Origin of the sequence: Alkalimonas cellulosilytica, assembly GCF_036325985.1 — a bacterium.
Lineage (GTDB): Bacteria > Pseudomonadota > Gammaproteobacteria > Enterobacterales > Alteromonadaceae > Alkalimonas > Alkalimonas cellulosilytica.
The window spans coordinates 58,369-77,342 of sequence record NZ_JAUHLI010000015.1; the positions used below are offsets into that span (position 1 = coordinate 58,369).

Sequence of the window (18,974 nt, forward strand, 5' to 3'; positions counted from 1 at the left end):
GGTTAGCTTTTCTCATTGTGCTTTTCAGGAACGGGATCGTGACCCCCTGGGTGTAAGGGGTGACATTTTAATAGACGTTTCGCTGCTAACCAAGTCCCTTTGAGCACCCCAAAGCGGGTGATGGCCTCAATGGCATAATGGGAGCAACTGGGATGAAACCGACAACTGGGCCCAAACAGCGGACTGATCAGCCTTTGATAGCCGTGTAGCAAGGCCAAAGCTAGACGCTGTAATGGCGACAGATTTTGTTCCATAACCGCTCCAGTTGCTTGCTGAGTTCTTGGTTCTCAGTGTCTGAGATCGGGCCTTTTACCATCACCACCAGATCAATGGCGGGTAGTCGGTGTTGTTGCAAACGGAAATTTTCCCGGATGCAGCGTTTGATACGATTGCGATCCACGGCTAATTTAGCACGTTTTTTAGCAATAATCAGACCTAACCTTGGATGATCCAGGTTATTGTTGCTGCAAAGGATGGTAAAGAGAGGAGAACCAGCGCGAAATGGCTGTTGAAACACGGCATTAAATTCGCCAGGAGTTAGCAGACGTAACTCCCTGCCGAATTTAAAATTTTGCACGTAGCACTTAGCTGTCGGGTTAGACAGCTAAACGCTTACGGCCTTTGGCACGGCGACGCGCCAGGACCTGACGGCCATTTTTTGTCGCCATACGAGCACGGAAGCCGTGCACACGCTTACGCTTTAATACGCTAGGTTGAAAAGTTCTTTTGCTCATATTCTTGTCCGTCCGCTTAAGATAATACTAAGAATTAGCTCTGTTTTAGTATTACCTCAGTGAAACACCAAAACACAGTTGATAAAAATGAGCGCGAATTTTACGTAGTCCTTAGTCGAAAGTCAATGCGATCCTGCGGAATATCTGTTCTGATCCTGCTTGATCCGCTGTTTTCCACAGGCCCGGCTTATTCTTTGAATAAAGTGTGTGCAATTTTGTTCCTTCAGGCACAAATCTGCTCGGTGCTTTCTGCTCCGACCATGCCTATAAATGCTGCAGTCTTATAATTTAATATTCAATAAATTCAATGGTTTGATTTTAAATGTCTAAGCCAGATGCTTTTTATAAAAAGTCAATATTGATGTTGTGGATAACTAAGCTCATAATGCTTGCCTACCTATTTCAATAATGCGCTACAGCCATAAGAAACGATTCAGGGAGCCAGGGTGTACCAGTCCGTATGGAAAAATTGCCTGCAAACACTGCAGCAGGAATTACCAGCACAACATTTCAGCATGTGGATCCGACCACTGCAGGCCGCTAGCTCTGATGAAGCTTTAACCTTGTATGCACCAAATCGCTTTGTATTGGACTGGGTTAGGGAAAAATACCTTAACAGAATCAATGAATTAATTCATGATTATTGCGGTGATAACGCACCGCGCCTGCGTTTTGATGTGGGTAGCCGTCCACAGCCGCAGGATAGCAGTGACCATGAAAAGCCGTATGCAGCCCCGGCTACGCCATCGAACAGTCGGCCAGATATTCCTGAGCCGGCTCCTAAATCAATCGTTAAATCCAATGTGAAAGCCAGCTATACCTTTGAAAATTTTGTTGAAGGTAAATCCAACCAGTTGGCGCGTGCGGCGGCCAGTCAGGTGGCCGATAATCCTGGTACGGCGTACAATCCACTGTTTATCTACGGCGGCACCGGCTTGGGGAAGACCCACTTATTGCATGCTGTTGGCAATGGCATTTTGGCGCAGAAAGAAAATGCCAAAGTGATTTATATGCATTCCGAGCGTTTTGTCCAGGACATGGTCAAAGCACTGCAGAACAATGCGATTGAAGAGTTTAAGCGTTATTATCGCTCAGTCGATGCTTTACTCATCGATGACATTCAATTTTTTGCCAATAAAGAGCGTTCCCAGGAAGAGTTTTTCCATACCTTCAATGCGTTGTTGGAAGGCAATCAACAAATCATACTGACCAGCGATCGCTATCCGAAAGAAATTGATGGCGTGGAAGATCGTTTAAAAAGCCGCTTCGGCTGGGGCCTGACTATTGCCATTGAGCCACCTGAGCTCGAAACCCGGGTGGCGATCCTGATGCGCAAAGCACAAGAGAATCAGATCCGACTACCTGATGAGGTTGCGTTTTTTATTGCTAAGCGGTTGCGTTCCAATGTGCGTGAGCTTGAAGGAGCGCTTAACCGGGTCATTGCCAACGCCAACTTTACCGGCCGGCCGATCACCATTGATTTTGTCCGCGAAGCGTTGCGTGACTTGCTGGCTTTGCAGGATAAGCTGGTCACCATCGAGAATATCCAAAAAACTGTGGCTGAATATTATAAGATCCGCGTTGCGGATTTATTATCGAAGCGTCGCAGTCGCTCGGTAGCAAGGCCGCGACAGATGGCGATGGCATTAGCCAAAGAACTGACCAATCACAGTTTGCCGGAAATTGGTGATGCCTTTGGTGGGCGTGATCACACCACGGTACTGCATGCTTGTCGCAAGATTGAATCATTAAAAGAAGAAACGCACGAAATCAAAGAAGATTTCCAGAATTTACTGCGCACCTTATCGTCATAATAGGGACCCGTTATGCACCTTAGCATCGACAAAGAAACACTGTTAAAGCCTCTGCAAATGGTTTCTGGCGCGATTGAACGCCGTCATACCTTGCCAATCCTTTCCAATGTGCTGCTCGATGTGCAGCAGAATCAGCTATCGCTTACCGGCACTGATCTGGAAATTGAAATGGTGGCGAGTGTCGCGGTCAGTCAGGTGCATCAGCAAGGGCGCATTACGGTACCAGCGCGCAAATTGCTGGATATCTGTCGTAGTTTACCCGATGGCTGCCAAATTGAACTGACCTTAGTCGGCGAGCATTTCGTGATTAGTTCCGGTAAGGCTAAGTTTACCCTGACTACCTTGCCTGCTGCAGAATACCCAAACTTGGAAAGTTGGCAGGGTGAGGTCAATTTGCAGCTATCGCGCGCTGAGTTAAAACGCCTGCTGGAAGAAACCGCCTTTTCCATGGCGAATCAGGATGTGCGTTATTACTTGAATGGCTTGTTGTTTGAAGTCGATCAGCAACTGGTTCGAACGGTTGCGACCGATGGCCATCGCCTGGCAATGAGCCAGTTGCAGTTGAGCGAGCCAGTTAATGCTCAGCAACAGTTGATCATCCCACGCAAGGGTGTGCTGGAAATGCTGCGCTTGCTACCTGATGATGATGGCAGCCTGACGTTGAGCCTTGGCTCAAACCATATCCGGCTAGTTGATGCTGCTTTTAGCTTTAGTAGCAAGCTGATTGATGGCCGATTCCCGGATTATCGTCGGGTGATCCCGCGTAATAGCACCAAGCAGGTTACAGCCCATCGGCCTGTACTAAAGGATGCCTGCACCCGTGCTTCAATTTTGTCCAATGAAAAATACCGGGGTGTGCGATTTAACCTGGCTGCCAATGAGCTGCAAATTACCGCTAATAATCCTGAGCATGAGCAAGCCGAGGAAGTGATTGAGGTTGAGTACCAAGGCGATGTTTTGGAGATTGGCTTCAATGTTGGCTATGTGTTGGATGTCTTGAACAGCTTAACGACCGATCTGGTCCTGTTGCATCTAAGCGATAGCAACTCCAGTGTGTTGATTGAAGGGGTAGGCAATACCCAAGCCTCCTATGTAGTCATGCCGATGCGTTTGTAGAACTTGCACCGGCATGTCGCTTCAGCAATTATCGGTTACTGATTTCCGCAACTTTGTCAGCCAGCATTTCCAGCCCGGTTCCGCCTTTAACTTAATTTGCGGCCCCAACGGCAGCGGCAAAACCAGTTTGCTGGAAGCGATTTATTTTTTGGCGCATGGTCGCTCTTTTCGCACCGCCAGGCTGCAGCGCATGATTCGTTTCGATGCTGAACTCAGTGTGGTGCATGCCAAGATCATGCAGGCTGACCAGCTGCATCTGGTTGGAATGCAACGCAGTAAACAGGGTGAGTTAACCCTAAGGTTAAATGGTGAGACCGCTAAACGATTGGCGGACATAGCGCACCTGCTACCAGTGCAGTTGATCACCCCAGACAGTTTCCGCATTTTTTTTGGTGGCCCAAAAGAGCGGCGACATTTCTTTGATATGGGATTGTTCCACGTGGAACCTTCCTTTTATCAGCATTGGCAAATGTTCAGTAAAGCGAATAAGCAACGCAATGCGTTACTCAAGCAAGGCGCCACGGCTGAGCAGTTTCGTTATTGGGATAATTTCTTTTGTCAAAGTGCCGAGGCGATTACGCAATTGCGCCAACGCTATTTGCTGCAATTGAATGACGAGTTTCAACGCTTGGTGATAAACCACCCTTTGCTAAGTACGATTCAGCTGCAATTTTATCCTGGTTGGAATCAGCAACTCAGCCTGACGGATTTGCTGCAACAAAACAGAGCTAGCGATGCCAAAATGGGTTTTACCCAGGCAGGGCCACAAAAAGCAGATTTACGGATTAAAGTAGAGCAACAGCCTGCTGAAGAAGTGTTATCACGTGGGCAGCTAAAGATGTTATTATTTGCACTTAAAATTGCTCAAAGCAACGTAATTGGCACGCTTGCCAGCAAGCAACCCATTCTGTTGATCGATGATTTGGCTTCCGAGCTAGACGCCGATTCCATGCAACAGGTGTTCCAGTTACTGAAAACGATTAACTCACAGGTTTTTGTAACCGCAATTGAACCTGACCCAGTTCTGCACTTAATGCCGCAGCAAAGTACAGCGGTGTTTCACGTGGAACATGGGACATTGACAGCACGGACAGACGATTATGGCCGAACATGATTATGATTCATCGAGTATCAAAGTATTAAAAGGACTGGATGCAGTTCGTAAACGCCCGGGTATGTACATTGGTGACACCGATGATGGCTCTGGCTTGCATCACATGGTATTCGAAGTGGTGGATAATTCCATTGACGAAGCGCTGGCAGGACATTGCAGCGATATCTGGGTCACTATCTACAGCGATAACTCGGTGTCCGTACGCGACAATGGCCGGGGTATACCGACGGATATGCATGAAGAGGGTGTTTCTGCCGCGGAAGTCATTATGACTGTACTGCATGCCGGCGGTAAGTTCGACGACAACTCGTATAAAGTGTCCGGTGGCTTGCATGGTGTAGGTGTCTCGGTGGTGAATGCGCTGTCCGATAAATTGGCACTCACCATCCGTCGCAAGGGCCAGGTGTTTGAGCAAGAATACCACCTGGGGGTGCCACAAGCTCCGCTGGCAGTGATTGGTGAAACCGAAGACAGTGGTACAGAAATTCGTTTCTGGCCAAGCCCAACCGTATTTACCGACATCAATTACCATTACGATATCCTGGCCAAACGGCTGCGCGAGCTGTCGTTCTTAAACTCTGGTGTCAGCATTATTCTGACCGATGAACGCACTGACAAGCGCGATCACTTTAAGTACGAAGGGGGTATCCAGGCCTTTGTCGCTTACCTGAACCAGAATAAAACGGCCATTCACCCGAAGGTGTTTACTTTTACCCAGGAGCGGGAGGATGGTATTTCGGTGGAAGTCGCCATGCAATGGAATGACAGCTACCAGGAAAATATCTTCTGCTTTACCAACAATATTCCTCAGCGCGATGGTGGTACCCACTTGGCTGGCTTCCGCTCGGCCTTGACTCGAGTGCTGAATACTTACATCGACCAGGAAGGCTACGCCAAGAAAATGAAGGTGGCCGCTTCTGGTGATGATGCCCGTGAAGGTTTAACCGCGGTGATCAGCGTCAAGGTGCCGGATCCAAAGTTCAGCTCACAAACCAAAGACAAACTGGTTTCATCGGAAGTGAAATCGGCGGTAGAGAGCGCTATGCATGAGCGTCTGAACGAGTATCTGCTGGAAAGCCCGAACGATGCCAAAATCATCGTGACAAAGATTGTCGATGCAGCCCGTGCCCGTGAAGCTGCCCGTAAAGCGCGGGAAATGACACGCCGTAAAGGCGCGCTGGATATCGCTGGCTTGCCCGGTAAGTTGGCGGATTGTCAGGAAAAAGATCCGGCCTTATCCGAACTCTACATCGTGGAGGGTGACTCGGCCGGTGGTTCTGCCAAACAAGGTCGTAACCGGAAGAATCAGGCTATTTTGCCTCTGAAAGGTAAAATCCTGAACGTGGAAAAAGCCCGTTTTGATAAAATGCTGTCTTCACAGGAAGTCGGCACGCTGATTACTGCGCTTGGTTGCGGCATTGGTCGCGAAGAGTACAACCCGGATAAAATTCGTTACCACAGCATCATTTTGATGACGGATGCGGACGTCGATGGTTCGCACATTCGTACCTTGTTGCTGACCTTTTTTTACCGGCAGATGCCAGAGTTAATAGAGAAAGGCTACATCTATATTGCGCAGCCGCCGCTGTACAAGGTGAAAAAAGGCAAACAGGAACAATACCTGAAAGATGAAGCCGCCCGCATTGAGTTCCTGACTACGCTGGCGCTGAATGAGGCCAGCTTGCATGTCAATGAGAATGCACCAGGCATTGGTGGTGCTCAGTTGGAAACCCTGGTCCGTCAATATCATAAAGTGATGGATACGCTGGACCGGCTGGCCCGGAAAATTCCTTACCTGTTACTGCATGAGCTGATTTATGTACCAGCGCTTAGCGTGGAGCAGTGCAAAGATCACGACTTTGTCAGTGGCTGGGTAAAAAACCTGGTCGAGCAACTGCAAGCGCAGGAAGGTAATGGCACCAGCTATGTGCATCAGGTGCACGAAGACCGTGAGCGTCATTTATTCTTGCCTAAAGTCACCGTACGCCAACATGGCATCGAGTACGATTATGTCCTGCACCACGACTTTATCAGCTCACGCGATTACCAGAGTATTGCATCACTTGGTAATGAAATTCGCGATCTGATGGAAGAGGGCGCCTATGTGCGCCGTGGTGAGAAAACCAAGCCGGTAAGCAGCTTTAAAGAGGCGCTGGAGTGGCTGATGAGCGAGTCGAAGAAAGGCCTTTATATTCAGCGTTACAAAGGCTTGGGGGAGATGAATCCGGATCAGCTGTGGGAAACCACCATGGATCCAAACACCCGTCGTATGCTGCAGGTGACTATTGAAGATGCCATTGGCGCTGATCAGTTATTCTCCACTCTGATGGGCGATCACGTTGAACCACGCCGGGCCTTTATTGAAGAGAATGCATTGCGGGTCGCCAACCTGGACGTCTAGGTCTGGCAAACGATTGACGAAATGAACCCAAAAGGGGCCAGCATCTGCCTGCCCCTTTTTACATAGATGGAAACTAAAACCCATGCAAAAGTATGACTTGAATACCTTTCAGGGTCTGATCCTGGCCTTGCAGGATTACTGGGCACGCCAGGGTTGTGTCATCGTGCAACCCTTGGATTTGGAAGTGGGCGCGGGTACTTTTCACCCGATGACGTTTTTACGCTCGTTAGGCCCTGAGCCAACCAATGTTGCCTATGTGCAGCCATGTCGCCGGCCAACCGATGGCCGTTATGGCGAAAACCCGAACCGTTTGCAGCACTATTATCAATTTCAGGTGCTGTTAAAGCCATCGCCGGATAATATTCAGGAGCTGTACCTGGGCTCTTTGCGCGAGCTGGGTATCGATACCTTAGTGCATGACATTCGCTTTGTCGAAGACAACTGGGAGTCACCGACGCTTGGCGCCTGGGGGCTGGGCTGGGAAGTGTGGCTAAATGGTATGGAAGTGACCCAGTTTACTTATTTCCAGCAGGTTGGTGGCCTGGAGTGCAAGCCGGTATCCGGTGAAATCACCTATGGTCTGGAGCGTCTTGCCATGTACATTCAGGGCGTGGACAGTATCTACGATCTGGTGTGGGCCGATGGCCCATTGGGTAAAGTCAGCTACGGCGATGTGTTTCACCAAAATGAAGTGGAACAGTCGCGCTATAACTTTGAGCATGCTGATGTGCCTGCTTTGTTTGCGCTGTTTGATCAGTGTGAAAAAGAAAGCCACTACCTGATTGAACAGGGGCTGCCGTTGCCCGCTTACGAGAAAGTGATGAAAGCATCGCATGCGTTCAATATGCTGGATGCGCGCCATGCGATTTCGGTGACAGAGCGTCAGCGTTACATCCTGCGGGTACGTACCTTGGCCAAAGCCTGTGCCGAAGCCTACTACGCCGCCCGGGAAGCACTTGGCTTTCCGCTTTGTAAAACCTCAGCGCAGGAGGCATCGTAATGGCGCAGGATTTTTTGGTTGAAATTGGTACCGAGGAGTTACCACCCAAGGCACTGAAAACACTGGCTAGTTCTTTTGCCGACAACATTCAGGCCGAGCTGGCAGCGCTGGAGTTAGCACATGCAGAGATAAGCTGGTACGCAGCACCACGCCGGCTGGCCGTTCGGGTCAATCAGCTTCAAGCCAAACAAGCCGATAAGGTGGTTGAAAAGCGTGGGCCGGCGCTCAGTGCTGCCTTTGATGCCGATGGTAACCCCAGCAAGGCAGCCGCAGGCTGGGCCAGAGGTTTGGGCATTGAAGTGTCTGAGGCCGAACGACTGGAAACCGATAAAGGTGCCTGGCTGCTGTACAAACAACAGCTACCGGGCAGTGATAGCCGGCAATTGCTGCCGGATGTGGTGAAATCAGCGCTGCACAAACTGCCAATTGCCAAGCCGATGCGCTGGGGCAATTCCGATGCGCTGTTTATTCGCCCGGTGCATACTGTGGTGATGCTGTATGGCACTGAAGTGGTTCCGGCGACCATTCTAGGGCGTGAGGCCGGCCGCCTGAGCTATGGCCATCGCTTTCATGCACCGGAGAAAGTCAGCTTCCAGCATGCGGATGATTATTTGCCTCAGCTAAAAGCTGCTTTTGTAGTGGCCGACTTTGCTGAGCGGCAACAGTTGATTGCCGATGCGGTGGCTAGTAAAGCCAAGGAGCTGAAGGCGGTTCCTTTATTGGATAAGGCCTTGCTGGATGAAATTACTGCTTTGGTCGAGTGGCCCGAGTTATTGGTGGGCAGTTTTGAGCAGCGTTTCCTGGCGGTACCAGCCGAGCCATTGATTTCCACCATGAAAGACAACCAGAAATACATCCCGCTGCAGGATGAAGCTGGTAACTTACTGAATCAGTTTATTTTTATTAGTAATATTCGCAGCAAAGATCCTCAGCAAATTATTGAAGGCAACGAAAAAGTGGTGCGGCCACGTTTGGCCGATGCCGAGTTTTTCTTTGTCACCGATCAGAAAACTAAACTGGTCGATCGCTTGCCAAGTTTACAGACGGTATTGTTCCAGCAGCAATTGGGTACTTTGGCAGAAAAATCTGAGCGGATCAGTCAGTTAGCTGGTTGGGTTGCCAGCACCATAGGCGCTGATGTGGCTGCAGCCAGCCGGGCTGGCCTGCTGTCAAAGACGGATTTAATGAGCAATATGGTCGGTGAGTTTCCGGAAGTGCAGGGCATTATGGGCATGCATTATGCCCGGCTGGATGGTGAAGCCGAAGCCGTCGCTCTGGCGCTGAATGAGCAGTACATGCCACGTTTTGCTGGTGACAGCTTGCCAACCCAATTGGAAAGCTGTGCGGTAGCCATTGCCGATAAGCTGGATACGCTGGTTGGGATCTTTGGCATTGGCCAGGCACCTAAAGGCGATAAGGATCCTTTCGCACTGCGCCGGGCGGCGATAGGGGCCCTGCGCATTCTGGTTGAAAAAGAGCTGCCGGTCGATCTGGTTGATTTGATCGCAGCCAGCCAGCGAAGCTTTGGTGACAAACTGACACAGCCGGATGTGGCTGAGCAGGTATTGGACTTTCTATTGGGGCGTTTCCGTAGCTGGTATCAGGAGCAGGGCTATGCGGTCGATGTGATCCAGGCGGTGCTGGCTCGCCGGCCTACCACTCCTGCTGACTTTGATCGCCGTGTCAAAGCGGTAGCTACTTTTCGCGAGCTGGATGCTGCTGAAGCACTGGCAGCAGCCAATAAACGGGTTGCCAATATCCTGGCCAAAGTGGATGGCGCTATCGCCGATACGGTGCAGCCAGAGCTGCTGACCGAAGCGGCAGAGCAGGCGCTGTATCAGGCCATCCTGGCTGAGCAGCAGTACCAGGCCACAGCGCCCTCCTACAGTGATGGGCTGGCTCATCTGGCCGCAATGCGTGCAGTTATCGATAGCTTCTTTGATGGGGTGATGGTGAATGCCGAGGATATGGCCGTTCGGGCGAACCGTCAGGCACTGTTGAAGCAACTGCGCGAGCTGTTTTTAGAGGTAGCCGATATCTCCTTGCTGCAAAGCTAATCGTTGCTAGCAACATAAAAAACGCCAGCGTTTATGCTGGCGTTTTTATACTCAGTGATGCGCTTGTCAGTCCTGACCTAAAATACGATACAACAACTCTTTTACTGCAGCGGGTTCAAAAGGCTTATCGCACAGCGCATTGATGCCACTTTGCGCAATATTAGCCAGGTGCGCGTCGTTGGCTTCACTGGTGACCATCAGGATGGGAATGTGCGATAAGGTACTGTGTTCACGGATAAAGCGGGTCAGCTCTTCGCCATTCACTTCCGGCATATTGTAATCAGTGACCACCAGATCCACCATCTGCTGTTGCAGCAAGGTGATGGCCTGCTGGCCATCGTCGGCATCAATAATATGCTGCATGCCCAGGTTTTGCAGCACCCTGCGGATATGGTTGCGGGCCAGCCGGCTGTCATCAACAATCAGCACCCGCACATCCTGCACATCGAACAAATCCAGCTCCAGCTCAGAAGGGCTGATGTAGTCGATGGCGGCATTCAGGGCTTTACCCAGCTGCTCGGCATCAAAAGGTTTAGGCAAAATGGCAATGACACCGGATTGCTTAAAGGCTTCCAGCTGTTCTTTGCGGGTTTCACTGGAAACCAGCAAGAACGGAATATCAGCGGTAGTGGGTTCGGTCTTTAGTTGCTGCAGCAGTTCCAGTGCGGTGCCATCGGCAAAGTGCAAGGCACTGGCAATAGCATCGGGGCGGTGCTGCCGGATAGCCGTGATGGCCTGCTGCAAACTAGCCGCTTCAGCGACCTGATGCACGGCTTCGGCTTTAAGCTTTTGCCGGATAATTTTGCGTTGCACATCCGAAGGCTCGGCCAGCAAAATATCCAGATCCTGGGTTGAAAGCTGCATACTGATTCCTACTGCAAAATGTTATTCTGGCACAGGTCTCTGGCAGTATAAAGCCAATAGGCAATTTATGGTAAAGCGAAGGGATGAGCACGGTACACATATTGGATATGAGGATACCGCTTCACAATGAAGCGGTGTTACAGAAGGTAAAGTTGACTTGGGAAAATCAAGCTGGGTCAGCTTCATCCATTTCAAAATTAAGCTGAATCGTCAAAGAACTATTGGCATTATCCGGATGATAGCGCCAGCGACTGACTGCTCGTAAAGCTTCGGCATCGAACACATCTGCCGGATGAGAAGCTACCACACGCAGATCCTCAGGTACCCCATTATCATCGATGGTAAAACTTAGAGTAACCCAGCCAGTAATACCTTCCTGAGCCGCTTTTACCGGATAGCGCGGCTCAATCCGCACTATAGGTGTTGCGACAGTAGCTGATTGTTCTAGGGTACTTTCTGCCTTTGCGGGTTGTTGCCATAACAGGCCTGAACTAACCAGAGCGGCTAATAACAGGAGGGCGGGGGTCTTGCTGAAGCCATGTTGCTGTTTCAGTTGTTGCAGTCGTTCTTTCATGGTGTTGGTTGCTCCATAGTGATGGAAAAAAGGTTGAAATTGCACTGTGGGTTTGGGCACCGACTGCATTGCTGCCAGCAGTGCATTGGCATAGCAAAATGGTGTGGATTTGGGGTGTCGCGAAAGCACCTCGGCATCGCAAGCCAGCTCCTGATCGGCACGGTAACGCCGGTATGCCAGCCAGACGATAGGGTGAAACCAGAACAGGCACAGCAGAAATACCGCCAGTAGGTTGGCGTGCAAGTCACCCCGTTGCCAGTGTGCCAATTCATGTTGCAGGATCAAACGTCGCTGTGTACGGCTAAAGCGCTGGCGAAAATCTGCAGGCAGGATCAGGTTAGGCTTTAACATGCCAAAAATAGCTGGTCCAAGATTGTGCTGGCTGAGGTAACAACGCAGTTGGGAGTATCGGTGTTGGCGGCCTCGGCGCAATTGGTTGTGAAGTCGGAGGTGGCTACTAAGGCAAATGATGAGCAGCAAAGCCGTACCAGTCAGCCATAGCCGGAACAGGACGGTTGTACCGGTGCTGCTTCCTTGAACCACCTGCTGCCATTGATTGACATTAACTTGCAGCGTTTCTATCAAGGCTGGCTGAGCAGGCTGAGCCAGTTGAATGTCGGGCAGCAGCGGCAACAACAGTGTGAGCGGTACCGCTGCCCAGAGCAAATAACAACTGCGGGCTCCCAAACGTTGCAGCAACCAGGGATGCAGCAGCAAGAGTGGCACCAAAACCAGAATCAGCAGCAGGCTGCTTTGCCAAAGCCATAGCATCATGGTTTCTCCTCCTGTTGTTGCTCAAGCTCGGCTACCAGCTGCTTCAGCTCAGCCAGATCGGCACTACTCAGTTCATGCTTGCGTGCGAAGCTGGCGACCAGTGGGGCTACCCGGCCAGCAAAGAGTTTTTGCACAAAGCTGCCACTGGCTTGTTGTTGATAGTCCTGTTGGGCTATGCAGGGGCTGTACAGGTAAGCCCGTCCCTGCGTCTGATAGCTAAGCGCGCCTTTGGTTACTAAACGGTTCAGCAGGGTTTTAATGGTTTTTTCGTGCCAGTCTTTTTGCTGCTGCAAGCGGGCGATCACCTCTGCGGCGGTACAGGGGTGTTGTTGCCAGATTATCTGCATCACATCCAGCTCGGCATTGCTGATATCTAACATGGTTTGCCTCAACGATTACGGTTGTAATTCAATTAAGATTACATCTGTAATTATAAAAGGCAAGTTCTATTTCAAAGAATTTTAACGGCTGTGGAAATCTTTTGATGAGCGGCTCTCGGGAGCCGCTATGAATGCCTGGGGAAGTTGGAGCGAATTTAAGGTTGTGCTTCAGAAGCTTTGGCGCGCTCAACCATAGCCCGCACATCGGCCAGCAGGCGCTGCGCATCATAGATAATGCCATCCTTGATGGTGTAGCGTACACCTTTCGTGCGCATCGGTTGGTTGTGCTCATCCAGTCGGTAATGGCCAGTACCATACAGTACTTTAAAGTTAGCCAGTGGGTTTTCCGCAACAATCAGCAGATCGGCTTTCTTGCCGGGAACCACACTGCCAATCTCATCCTCCATACCAAGCGCAATGGCGCCATTTAAAGTGGCGGCCTGAATAACTTCCAGTGCATTAAAGCCGGCTTCGCGCAATAGCTCCAGTTCTTGCACAAAAGCAAAACCATAAATTTTGTAGATGTAACCGGCATCGGAACCTACCGTGACCCGGCCGCCATGATTTTTGTAGTCGTTTAAAAACTGCATCCAGATGCGGTAGTTTTCACGCCAGCTGATTTCATGATCGGTGGTCCAGTCGAACCAGTAAGAGCCATGGGCGTAGCGGCTGGGCGTGAAGAAGCGCTCCAGTGTGGGCAAAGTATAGTGCTGGTGCCACTCGGCATTACGCTGGGCGGCAGCATCCCGGCTGGCTTCGTAGATGGTGAGCGTTGGGTTGATGGTAAAGTCCAGTGCGATCAGTTCGTCCCGTACCGCATTCCATTTGTCGGAGCCTGGTTCAGCGGCCTGGCGCCAGAGCTCACCCGCAGCACCAAAGCGATCCTGTTCGTTCTGGTAATTGTAATTGGCTGGGTAATGCTGAATCACCTGACGGGTAAATAAAGCTTCGGGCAAGCCATACCAGTGCTCCATTGAGTTCAGTCCCATGCGGGCACTGTCGAGCACATTGGTGCGCATCACATTAAGCTGGGAATGGTGCATCATGGTACCGAGCCCCTGTTGCTGCGCCTCATCCAGCGCTGCGGAGATAATGGTTGGCGTGGCACCAAAAAACTTAATACCAGCGGCACCTGCTTGTTTGATCTGCCGCACCCATTGCCGGGCTTGCTCGGCATTACCAATAGGCCGCCCTAAGCCTTGGCCGAAGCCGACATAGGGAATAATACGGGGTGCTACAATGCTGTTTTGTTCGGCTGCCCTTACGTGGCGTAAGGTCCAATCCAGGCCATTAAAACTGCCAGGCTCACGTACTGTGGTAATACCATGGGCCAGCCACAACTTGAACACATACTCTGCTGGGATCCCTTGGGCTGAGCCACCAATATGGGCATGCATATCGACAAAACCGGGCAGGATGTACATGCCGCTGACATCCATCTCTTGATCGCCCGCTGATGCTTTAGGCCGGCGGTTTTCCAGTACCGGCACATCCGGATAGCCGACAATGGCAACCTGCACAATGCGGTCTTGTTCAATGACGATATCGACCGGGCCAACCGGTGGGGCGCCCTCGCCGCTAATCAGGATGCCCCCGCGAAGAATCAACCGTTGGTGAGGACCATCACCTTGATCCCGCTCTGGTGCAGAAGGAGTGCGCTCAGCAGCACTGAGCGGTAATAACAGAGTAGCGAAAAATAAGCAAAGGAGTAGGGTGCGCATCATTGCCTCGGGTTTTCTTTTTAGTGTGGCAACAGCCTGCTGCAAAAGCCAGCAAGGGGCCATGAACCGCCCGGATTTTGCGATATGACTAGGTATGCCCGGTATAGCTGCAATGAAAGTGTCGGCTCGCTGGGCACTGTAGATATGGCTGCTTGTTATGGCTCAGTTTTGAAGCTGATGCTTTATTTGAATATCGGGCAACTCAGAGTTGAACCAATGTTGCAGCGGCTCAAGTTGCTCCAGCGGGAAACGGTAATGCAAAGGACCATTGGTATTCAGTGTGATTCGCAGATAGCCGTAGCGATGGTCTTGCTGTAACTCCACAAGAACGGAAGGCAGGTTTGCTGTTTTTTCCATACCAACGCGCAGGCTGCCATCATCGCCTATGGAGAGTAGAGCCAGGATATCGTTGCAAGCTGTCCACTCAGTGGTGTTGCTTTGCTGATAATGAGCCAGTATGCCTTCGACGGCTATCGATAGCAGGATGATAGAAAAGGCAGTCCAGCCTTGCCAGGCAATCGATAAACCAAACAGCAACAACAGCAGGGCTTTTAGCGGGAGTGAGTCTTTTATCAGCGGCCAAAACACTTTAAGTTCCTTTTTTTACCAGATACCGATAGGGCAACTCTGCGGTATCGCTGGCCAGCAACTGGTGATCCATAAAGCGGCAAAAGCTGGGGATATCGCGTGTCGTCGCCGGATCATCGGCGATAATCAGCAGGGTTTCGCCCACCGCCATCTTTCGGATAGCCAGCCGGGTCATCATCACTGGCTCCGGGCAGCGCAGGCCCAGGGCATCCAGGGTCTGGCTGGCGTTTTCAAACAGTGGTTGCATCAATACTCCAATAGGGCTGCACGGCCTGAGTTTGTTTGAAACCAGAAAAAAAGGGCCGTATAAACGGCCCTTATTCTAAGCGATTGTCAGTGTTGCTGCCAGCTTAAGGCCGTTCAAATACGGTAGCAATGCCCTGGCCCAAGCCAATACACATGGTCGCCAGGCCATATTTACCGTCTTTAGCTTCCATCACATTCAGCAAGGTGGTGCTGATGCGGGAGCCGGAACAACCCAGTGGATGCCCCAAAGCAATGGCGCCGCCATTGAGGTTCACTTTCTGATCGGCGACGTCCAGCAGGCCCAAATCCTTCATTACAGGTAGGGCCTGCGCAGCAAAGGCTTCGTTGAGCTCAGCGTAGTCGATGTCGCTGATGCTAACACCGGCCATTTTCAGCGCTTTTTTCGACGCTGGCACCGGGCCATAGCCCATGATGGACGGATCACAGCCAGCTACACCCATACCGCGGACATAAGCACGGATGGGCAGGCCCAGCGCCTTGGCTTTGTCTTCGCTCATCACCAGCATGCCGGAAGCGCCATCGGACAGGGCAGACGAGCTGCCGGCCGTGACGGTACCATTGGCCGGATCAAACACCGGCCGCAGCTGGCTTAAACCTTCCACTGTGGTTTCCGGCCGGATCACTTCGTCGGTATCGAACACCCGCAAAGCGCCATCGGCATCGTGCCCTTCGGTTGGGATGATTTCGTTTTTAAAGCGGCCTTGCACCGTGGCTTCATGCGCCAGCCGGTGTGAGCGGGCGGCAAACTCATCCTGCTGCTGCCGGCTGATGCCATGCATCTTACCCAGCAACTCGGCGGTCAGGCCCATCATGCCCGCAGCTTTGGCCACAGAGGTGGCTAAGGCCGGGTGAAAGTCCACCCCATGATTCATTGGCACATGGCCCATGTGCTCGACACCACCAATCAGGTACACCTCACCCATGCCGGTTTGAATGGATTTAACCGCATCGTGCAGTGCCTGCATGGAAGAGCCACACAAACGGTTGATGGTGGCGGCAGGGACTGAGTGCGGAATGCCGGCCAGCAAGGAAGCATTGCGGGCGACGTTAAAGCCTTGCTCCAGGGTTTGTTGCACACAGCCCCAGATGATGTCATCAATCTCGCTGGCATCCAGCTGCGGGTTACGTGCCAGCAAGGAGGCCATTACATGGGCTGATAATGACTCAGCACGGATATTACGGTAGATGCCGTTTTTCGAACGGCCCATCGGGGTACGGATGCAATCAACAATTACGGCGTTTTTCATCTGTTAGACTCCTGCGCTTAGACCGGGAAGAAACGCTGGCCATCGGCGGCCATGGCGCGGGTTTTATCGGTAACCTGGTAAATTTCACCCAGATGGGCGTACTTGTCGGCCAGAGCGACGAAATTGGCCAGACCCAGGGTATCGACGTAGCGTAACGGACCACCGCGGAAGGGCGGGAAGCCCAGGCCGTAAATCAAGCCCATATCGGCCTCAGCGGCACTGGCGACAATGCCTTCTTCCAGACAGCGAATGGTTTCGTTGATCATCGGCACCATGGTGCGGGCAATGATGTCTTCGGCGCTAAACTCGGTGGCGCTGTGGCAAATGCCAGCCAGCAGTTCGCGGCTGGCGTCATCCACCGCTTTTTTCGGCTTGCCTTTGGCATCTTTGCTGTATGCATAAAAACCAAAGCCGTTTTTCTGGCCGTAGCGGTTGGCCTGGTACATGGCAGCGACCGGATCATTGTCCAGCTTGGCCATGCGGGTTGGGAAACCAGCGGCCATGACATCGGTGCAGTGGAAGGCGGTGTCCAGCCCCACCACATCCAGCAAATACGCCGGGCCCATCGGCCAGCCGAACTGCTTTTCCATCACCTTGTCGATTTGGGTGAAGTCGGCGCCATCCAGCACCAGCTTACTAAAGCCAGCGAAGTAGGGGAACAGCACCCGGTTGACGAAAAAACCCGGGCAGTCATTGACCACAATCGGCGACTTACCCATTTTGGCAGCGTACGCCACCACAGCGGCTACCGTTTCTTCCGAGGTATCTTTGCCACGGATGACTTCAACCAACGGCATCCGGTGTACCGGGTTGAAGAAGTGCATGCCACAGAAGTTCTGCGGCCGGCTCAGGTTTTCGGCCAGTGAGTTGATGGAAATGGTCGAGGTGTTGGAGGTTAAAATGGCATCATCGCTCAGCAAGGCTTCGGTTTCTTTTAACACCGCGCCTTTGATTTTCGGGTTTTCCACCACAGCTTCCACCACGATATCGGCGTCTTTTACGCTTTCATAGCTTAGTGATGGCGTAATGCTGGCAATGACTTTGGCCATGCCGACAGCGTCCAAGCGTCCGCGCTCGACTTGTTTGGCGAGCAGCTTGGTCGCTTCGCCCATACCGAGCTCCAGCGCTTGCTGATTGATGTCTTTCATCACCGCCGGCACGCCTTTGCTGGCCGACTGGTACGCAATACCACCACCCATGATGCCGGCACCCAGTACGGCGGCTTTGTTGACCGCTTTGCTGGCCGTTTTGGCAGCTTTTTTTGCTTTGCCTTTGATCAGCTGATCGTTTAAGAACAGACCAATCTGAGCAGTGGCGGCATCGGTTTTGGCCAGCTTGGCAAAGCCCTGATTCTCCAATGCCATGGCACCGGCACGGTCCAACCCTGCAGCCGCTTCAATGGTTTGCACTGCAACCATCGGCGCTGGGTAATGCTTACCGGCGGTGGCAAACACCATGCCTTTGGCAGTGCTGAAGCTCATGGTGGCTTCGGTTTTGTTCAGTTTTAGTGGTTGCAGCTTGACCGCACGCTTTTGCTGCCAGTTTAGTTTGCCGGCAATGGCATCCTGCAACATGGACAATGCCACCGCTTCCAGCTTCTCCGGCGCAGTGACGGCATCGATTAAGCCTTCCTGCTGGGCTTTGACCGCATTGCGATCTTTACCAGTGGTGATCCACTCCATCGCATTGTCGGCACCAATGATGCGCGGCAAACGCACGGTACCGCCAAAACCTGGCATCAGGCCCAGTTTGACCTCTGGCAAACCAATTTTGGTGCTGCTGTCACCGACCCGGTAATCACAGGCCAGAGTCCACTCACAGCCGCCACCGAGCGCAAAGCCACGGATCGCCACCACGGTTGGCACCGGTAAATCTTCACAGAGATCGAAGACATCGGACGCTTGTTTGATCCAGGGGATAAGTTCTTGTTCGTCGCGTTGGAACACCGGCAAGAATTCGGTGATATCGGCGCCGACGATAAAGTTATCTTTACCACTGGTGAAAAGCACGCCAGTTACCGATTTATCTTGCTGCAGCTGTTCCAAAGCCGCCTTGCAATCTGCTAAGGTTTGTTGGTCGAACTTGTTGACGGAGCCTTCAGCATTGAAGGTAAACTTGGCAATACCGTCTGCGAGTTGTTCGACGGTAATGCGTGGACTTTGATACATCATGCATGGTCTCCCTTTAAGTCAGGTCATGTTGCGTAGGGTCACGCGCTAACTGGTACGATGAGATAGCGTTCATTCCAGTGTGTCGCGGATGGCTGGAAAATTCAACTGTTTTTTAAACAGGCGTTTGATTTTTGCCAGATCCATTCGTTTTA

17 protein-coding genes are annotated in these 18,974 nt (G+C 51.7%); 6 read left to right on the plus strand and 11 right to left on the minus strand.

Going from position 1 to position 18,974, the window contains the following annotated elements; all coding sequences use genetic code 11:
* Positions 1-2: 2 nt before the first annotated feature.
* Genes yidD through rpmH form a run of 3 tightly spaced genes read right to left on the minus strand, consistent with a single transcriptional unit; the run spans position 3 to position 734 of the window.
* Complete coding sequence (yidD, locus tag QWY20_RS14650) at positions 3-254, minus strand: membrane protein insertion efficiency factor YidD (RefSeq protein ID WP_330129746.1); 252 nt, start codon at positions 252-254, stop codon at positions 3-5.
* On the minus strand, positions 221-577 hold the full coding sequence (gene rnpA / locus QWY20_RS14655) for a ribonuclease P protein component (protein WP_091342708.1): 357 nt from the start codon (positions 575-577) through the stop codon (positions 221-223). The genes yidD and rnpA overlap by 34 nt, the downstream gene beginning before the upstream one ends.
* 19 nt (positions 578-596) lie before the next feature.
* Positions 597-734 carry a 50S ribosomal protein L34 gene (rpmH, locus tag QWY20_RS14660; RefSeq protein ID WP_091342706.1) on the minus strand — a complete coding sequence of 46 codons (138 nt, stop codon included), beginning with the start codon at positions 732-734 and terminating at the stop codon, positions 597-599.
* Positions 735-1,180: 446 nt separating this feature from the next.
* On the opposite strand from rpmH, the gene dnaA reads away from it, so the two are divergent.
* The 6 genes from dnaA (at position 1,181) to glyS (ending at position 10,236) form a co-directional block, all read left to right on the plus strand.
* Positions 1,181-2,548, plus strand: coding sequence for a chromosomal replication initiator protein DnaA (gene dnaA / locus QWY20_RS14665; protein ID WP_330129747.1), 1,368 nt, complete (start codon positions 1,181-1,183; stop codon positions 2,546-2,548).
* Between the two features lie 12 nt (positions 2,549-2,560).
* Positions 2,561-3,664 carry a DNA polymerase III subunit beta gene (dnaN, locus tag QWY20_RS14670; protein ID WP_330129748.1) on the plus strand — a complete coding sequence of 368 codons (1,104 nt, stop codon included), beginning with the start codon at positions 2,561-2,563 and terminating at the stop codon, positions 3,662-3,664.
* Between the two features lie 13 nt (positions 3,665-3,677).
* Positions 3,678-4,778 carry a DNA replication/repair protein RecF gene (recF, locus tag QWY20_RS14675; RefSeq protein WP_330129749.1) on the plus strand — a complete coding sequence of 367 codons (1,101 nt, stop codon included), beginning with the start codon at positions 3,678-3,680 and terminating at the stop codon, positions 4,776-4,778.
* Complete coding sequence (gene gyrB, locus QWY20_RS14680; RefSeq protein ID WP_330129750.1) at positions 4,765-7,179, plus strand: DNA topoisomerase (ATP-hydrolyzing) subunit B; 2,415 nt, start codon at positions 4,765-4,767, stop codon at positions 7,177-7,179. Before recF ends, gyrB begins: the two co-directional genes overlap by 14 nt.
* Before the next feature lie 82 nt (positions 7,180-7,261).
* On the plus strand, positions 7,262-8,179 hold the full coding sequence (gene glyQ, locus QWY20_RS14685; protein WP_305946229.1) for a glycine--tRNA ligase subunit alpha: 918 nt from the start codon (positions 7,262-7,264) through the stop codon (positions 8,177-8,179).
* On the plus strand, positions 8,179-10,236 hold the full coding sequence (gene glyS, locus QWY20_RS14690) for a glycine--tRNA ligase subunit beta (RefSeq protein ID WP_330129751.1): 2,058 nt from the start codon (positions 8,179-8,181) through the stop codon (positions 10,234-10,236). The genes glyQ and glyS overlap by 1 nt, the downstream gene beginning before the upstream one ends.
* 66 nt (positions 10,237-10,302) lie before the next feature.
* Here glyS and QWY20_RS14695 read toward each other — a convergent pair whose 3' ends face one another.
* From QWY20_RS14695 to fadB, 8 genes are all read right to left on the minus strand, one after another.
* Positions 10,303-11,100: a response regulator gene (locus tag QWY20_RS14695; protein WP_330129752.1), complete on the minus strand. Its 798-nt coding sequence runs from the start codon at positions 11,098-11,100 to the stop codon at positions 10,303-10,305.
* Between the two features lie 166 nt (positions 11,101-11,266).
* Positions 11,267-12,448 carry a M56 family metallopeptidase gene (locus QWY20_RS14700; protein ID WP_330129753.1) on the minus strand — a complete coding sequence of 394 codons (1,182 nt, stop codon included), beginning with the start codon at positions 12,446-12,448 and terminating at the stop codon, positions 11,267-11,269.
* The gene (locus tag QWY20_RS14705) at positions 12,445-12,828 is read right to left on the minus strand and encodes a BlaI/MecI/CopY family transcriptional regulator (RefSeq protein ID WP_330129754.1); all 384 of its coding nucleotides are present in this window, start codon (positions 12,826-12,828) and stop codon (positions 12,445-12,447) included. Before QWY20_RS14705 ends, QWY20_RS14700 begins: the two co-directional genes overlap by 4 nt.
* Before the next feature lie 155 nt (positions 12,829-12,983).
* On the minus strand, positions 12,984-14,549 hold the full coding sequence (locus tag QWY20_RS14710; RefSeq protein ID WP_330129755.1) for an amidohydrolase family protein: 1,566 nt from the start codon (positions 14,547-14,549) through the stop codon (positions 12,984-12,986).
* A 162-nt stretch (positions 14,550-14,711) separates the two neighbouring features.
* Positions 14,712-15,137, minus strand: a complete 426-nt coding sequence (locus tag QWY20_RS14715) for a hypothetical protein (RefSeq protein WP_330129756.1) — start codon at positions 15,135-15,137, stop codon at positions 14,712-14,714.
* A 1-nt stretch (position 15,138) separates the two neighbouring features.
* Positions 15,139-15,384, minus strand: a complete 246-nt coding sequence (gene tusA, locus QWY20_RS14720) for a sulfurtransferase TusA (RefSeq protein ID WP_330129757.1) — start codon at positions 15,382-15,384, stop codon at positions 15,139-15,141.
* Positions 15,385-15,487: 103 nt separating this feature from the next.
* Positions 15,488-16,651: an acetyl-CoA C-acyltransferase FadA gene (gene fadA / locus QWY20_RS14725; protein WP_330129758.1), complete on the minus strand. Its 1,164-nt coding sequence runs from the start codon at positions 16,649-16,651 to the stop codon at positions 15,488-15,490.
* A gap of 17 nt (positions 16,652-16,668) precedes the next feature.
* Positions 16,669-18,822, minus strand: coding sequence for a fatty acid oxidation complex subunit alpha FadB (gene fadB, locus QWY20_RS14730; protein ID WP_330129759.1), 2,154 nt, complete (start codon positions 18,820-18,822; stop codon positions 16,669-16,671).
* Positions 18,823-18,974 lie beyond the last annotated feature (152 nt).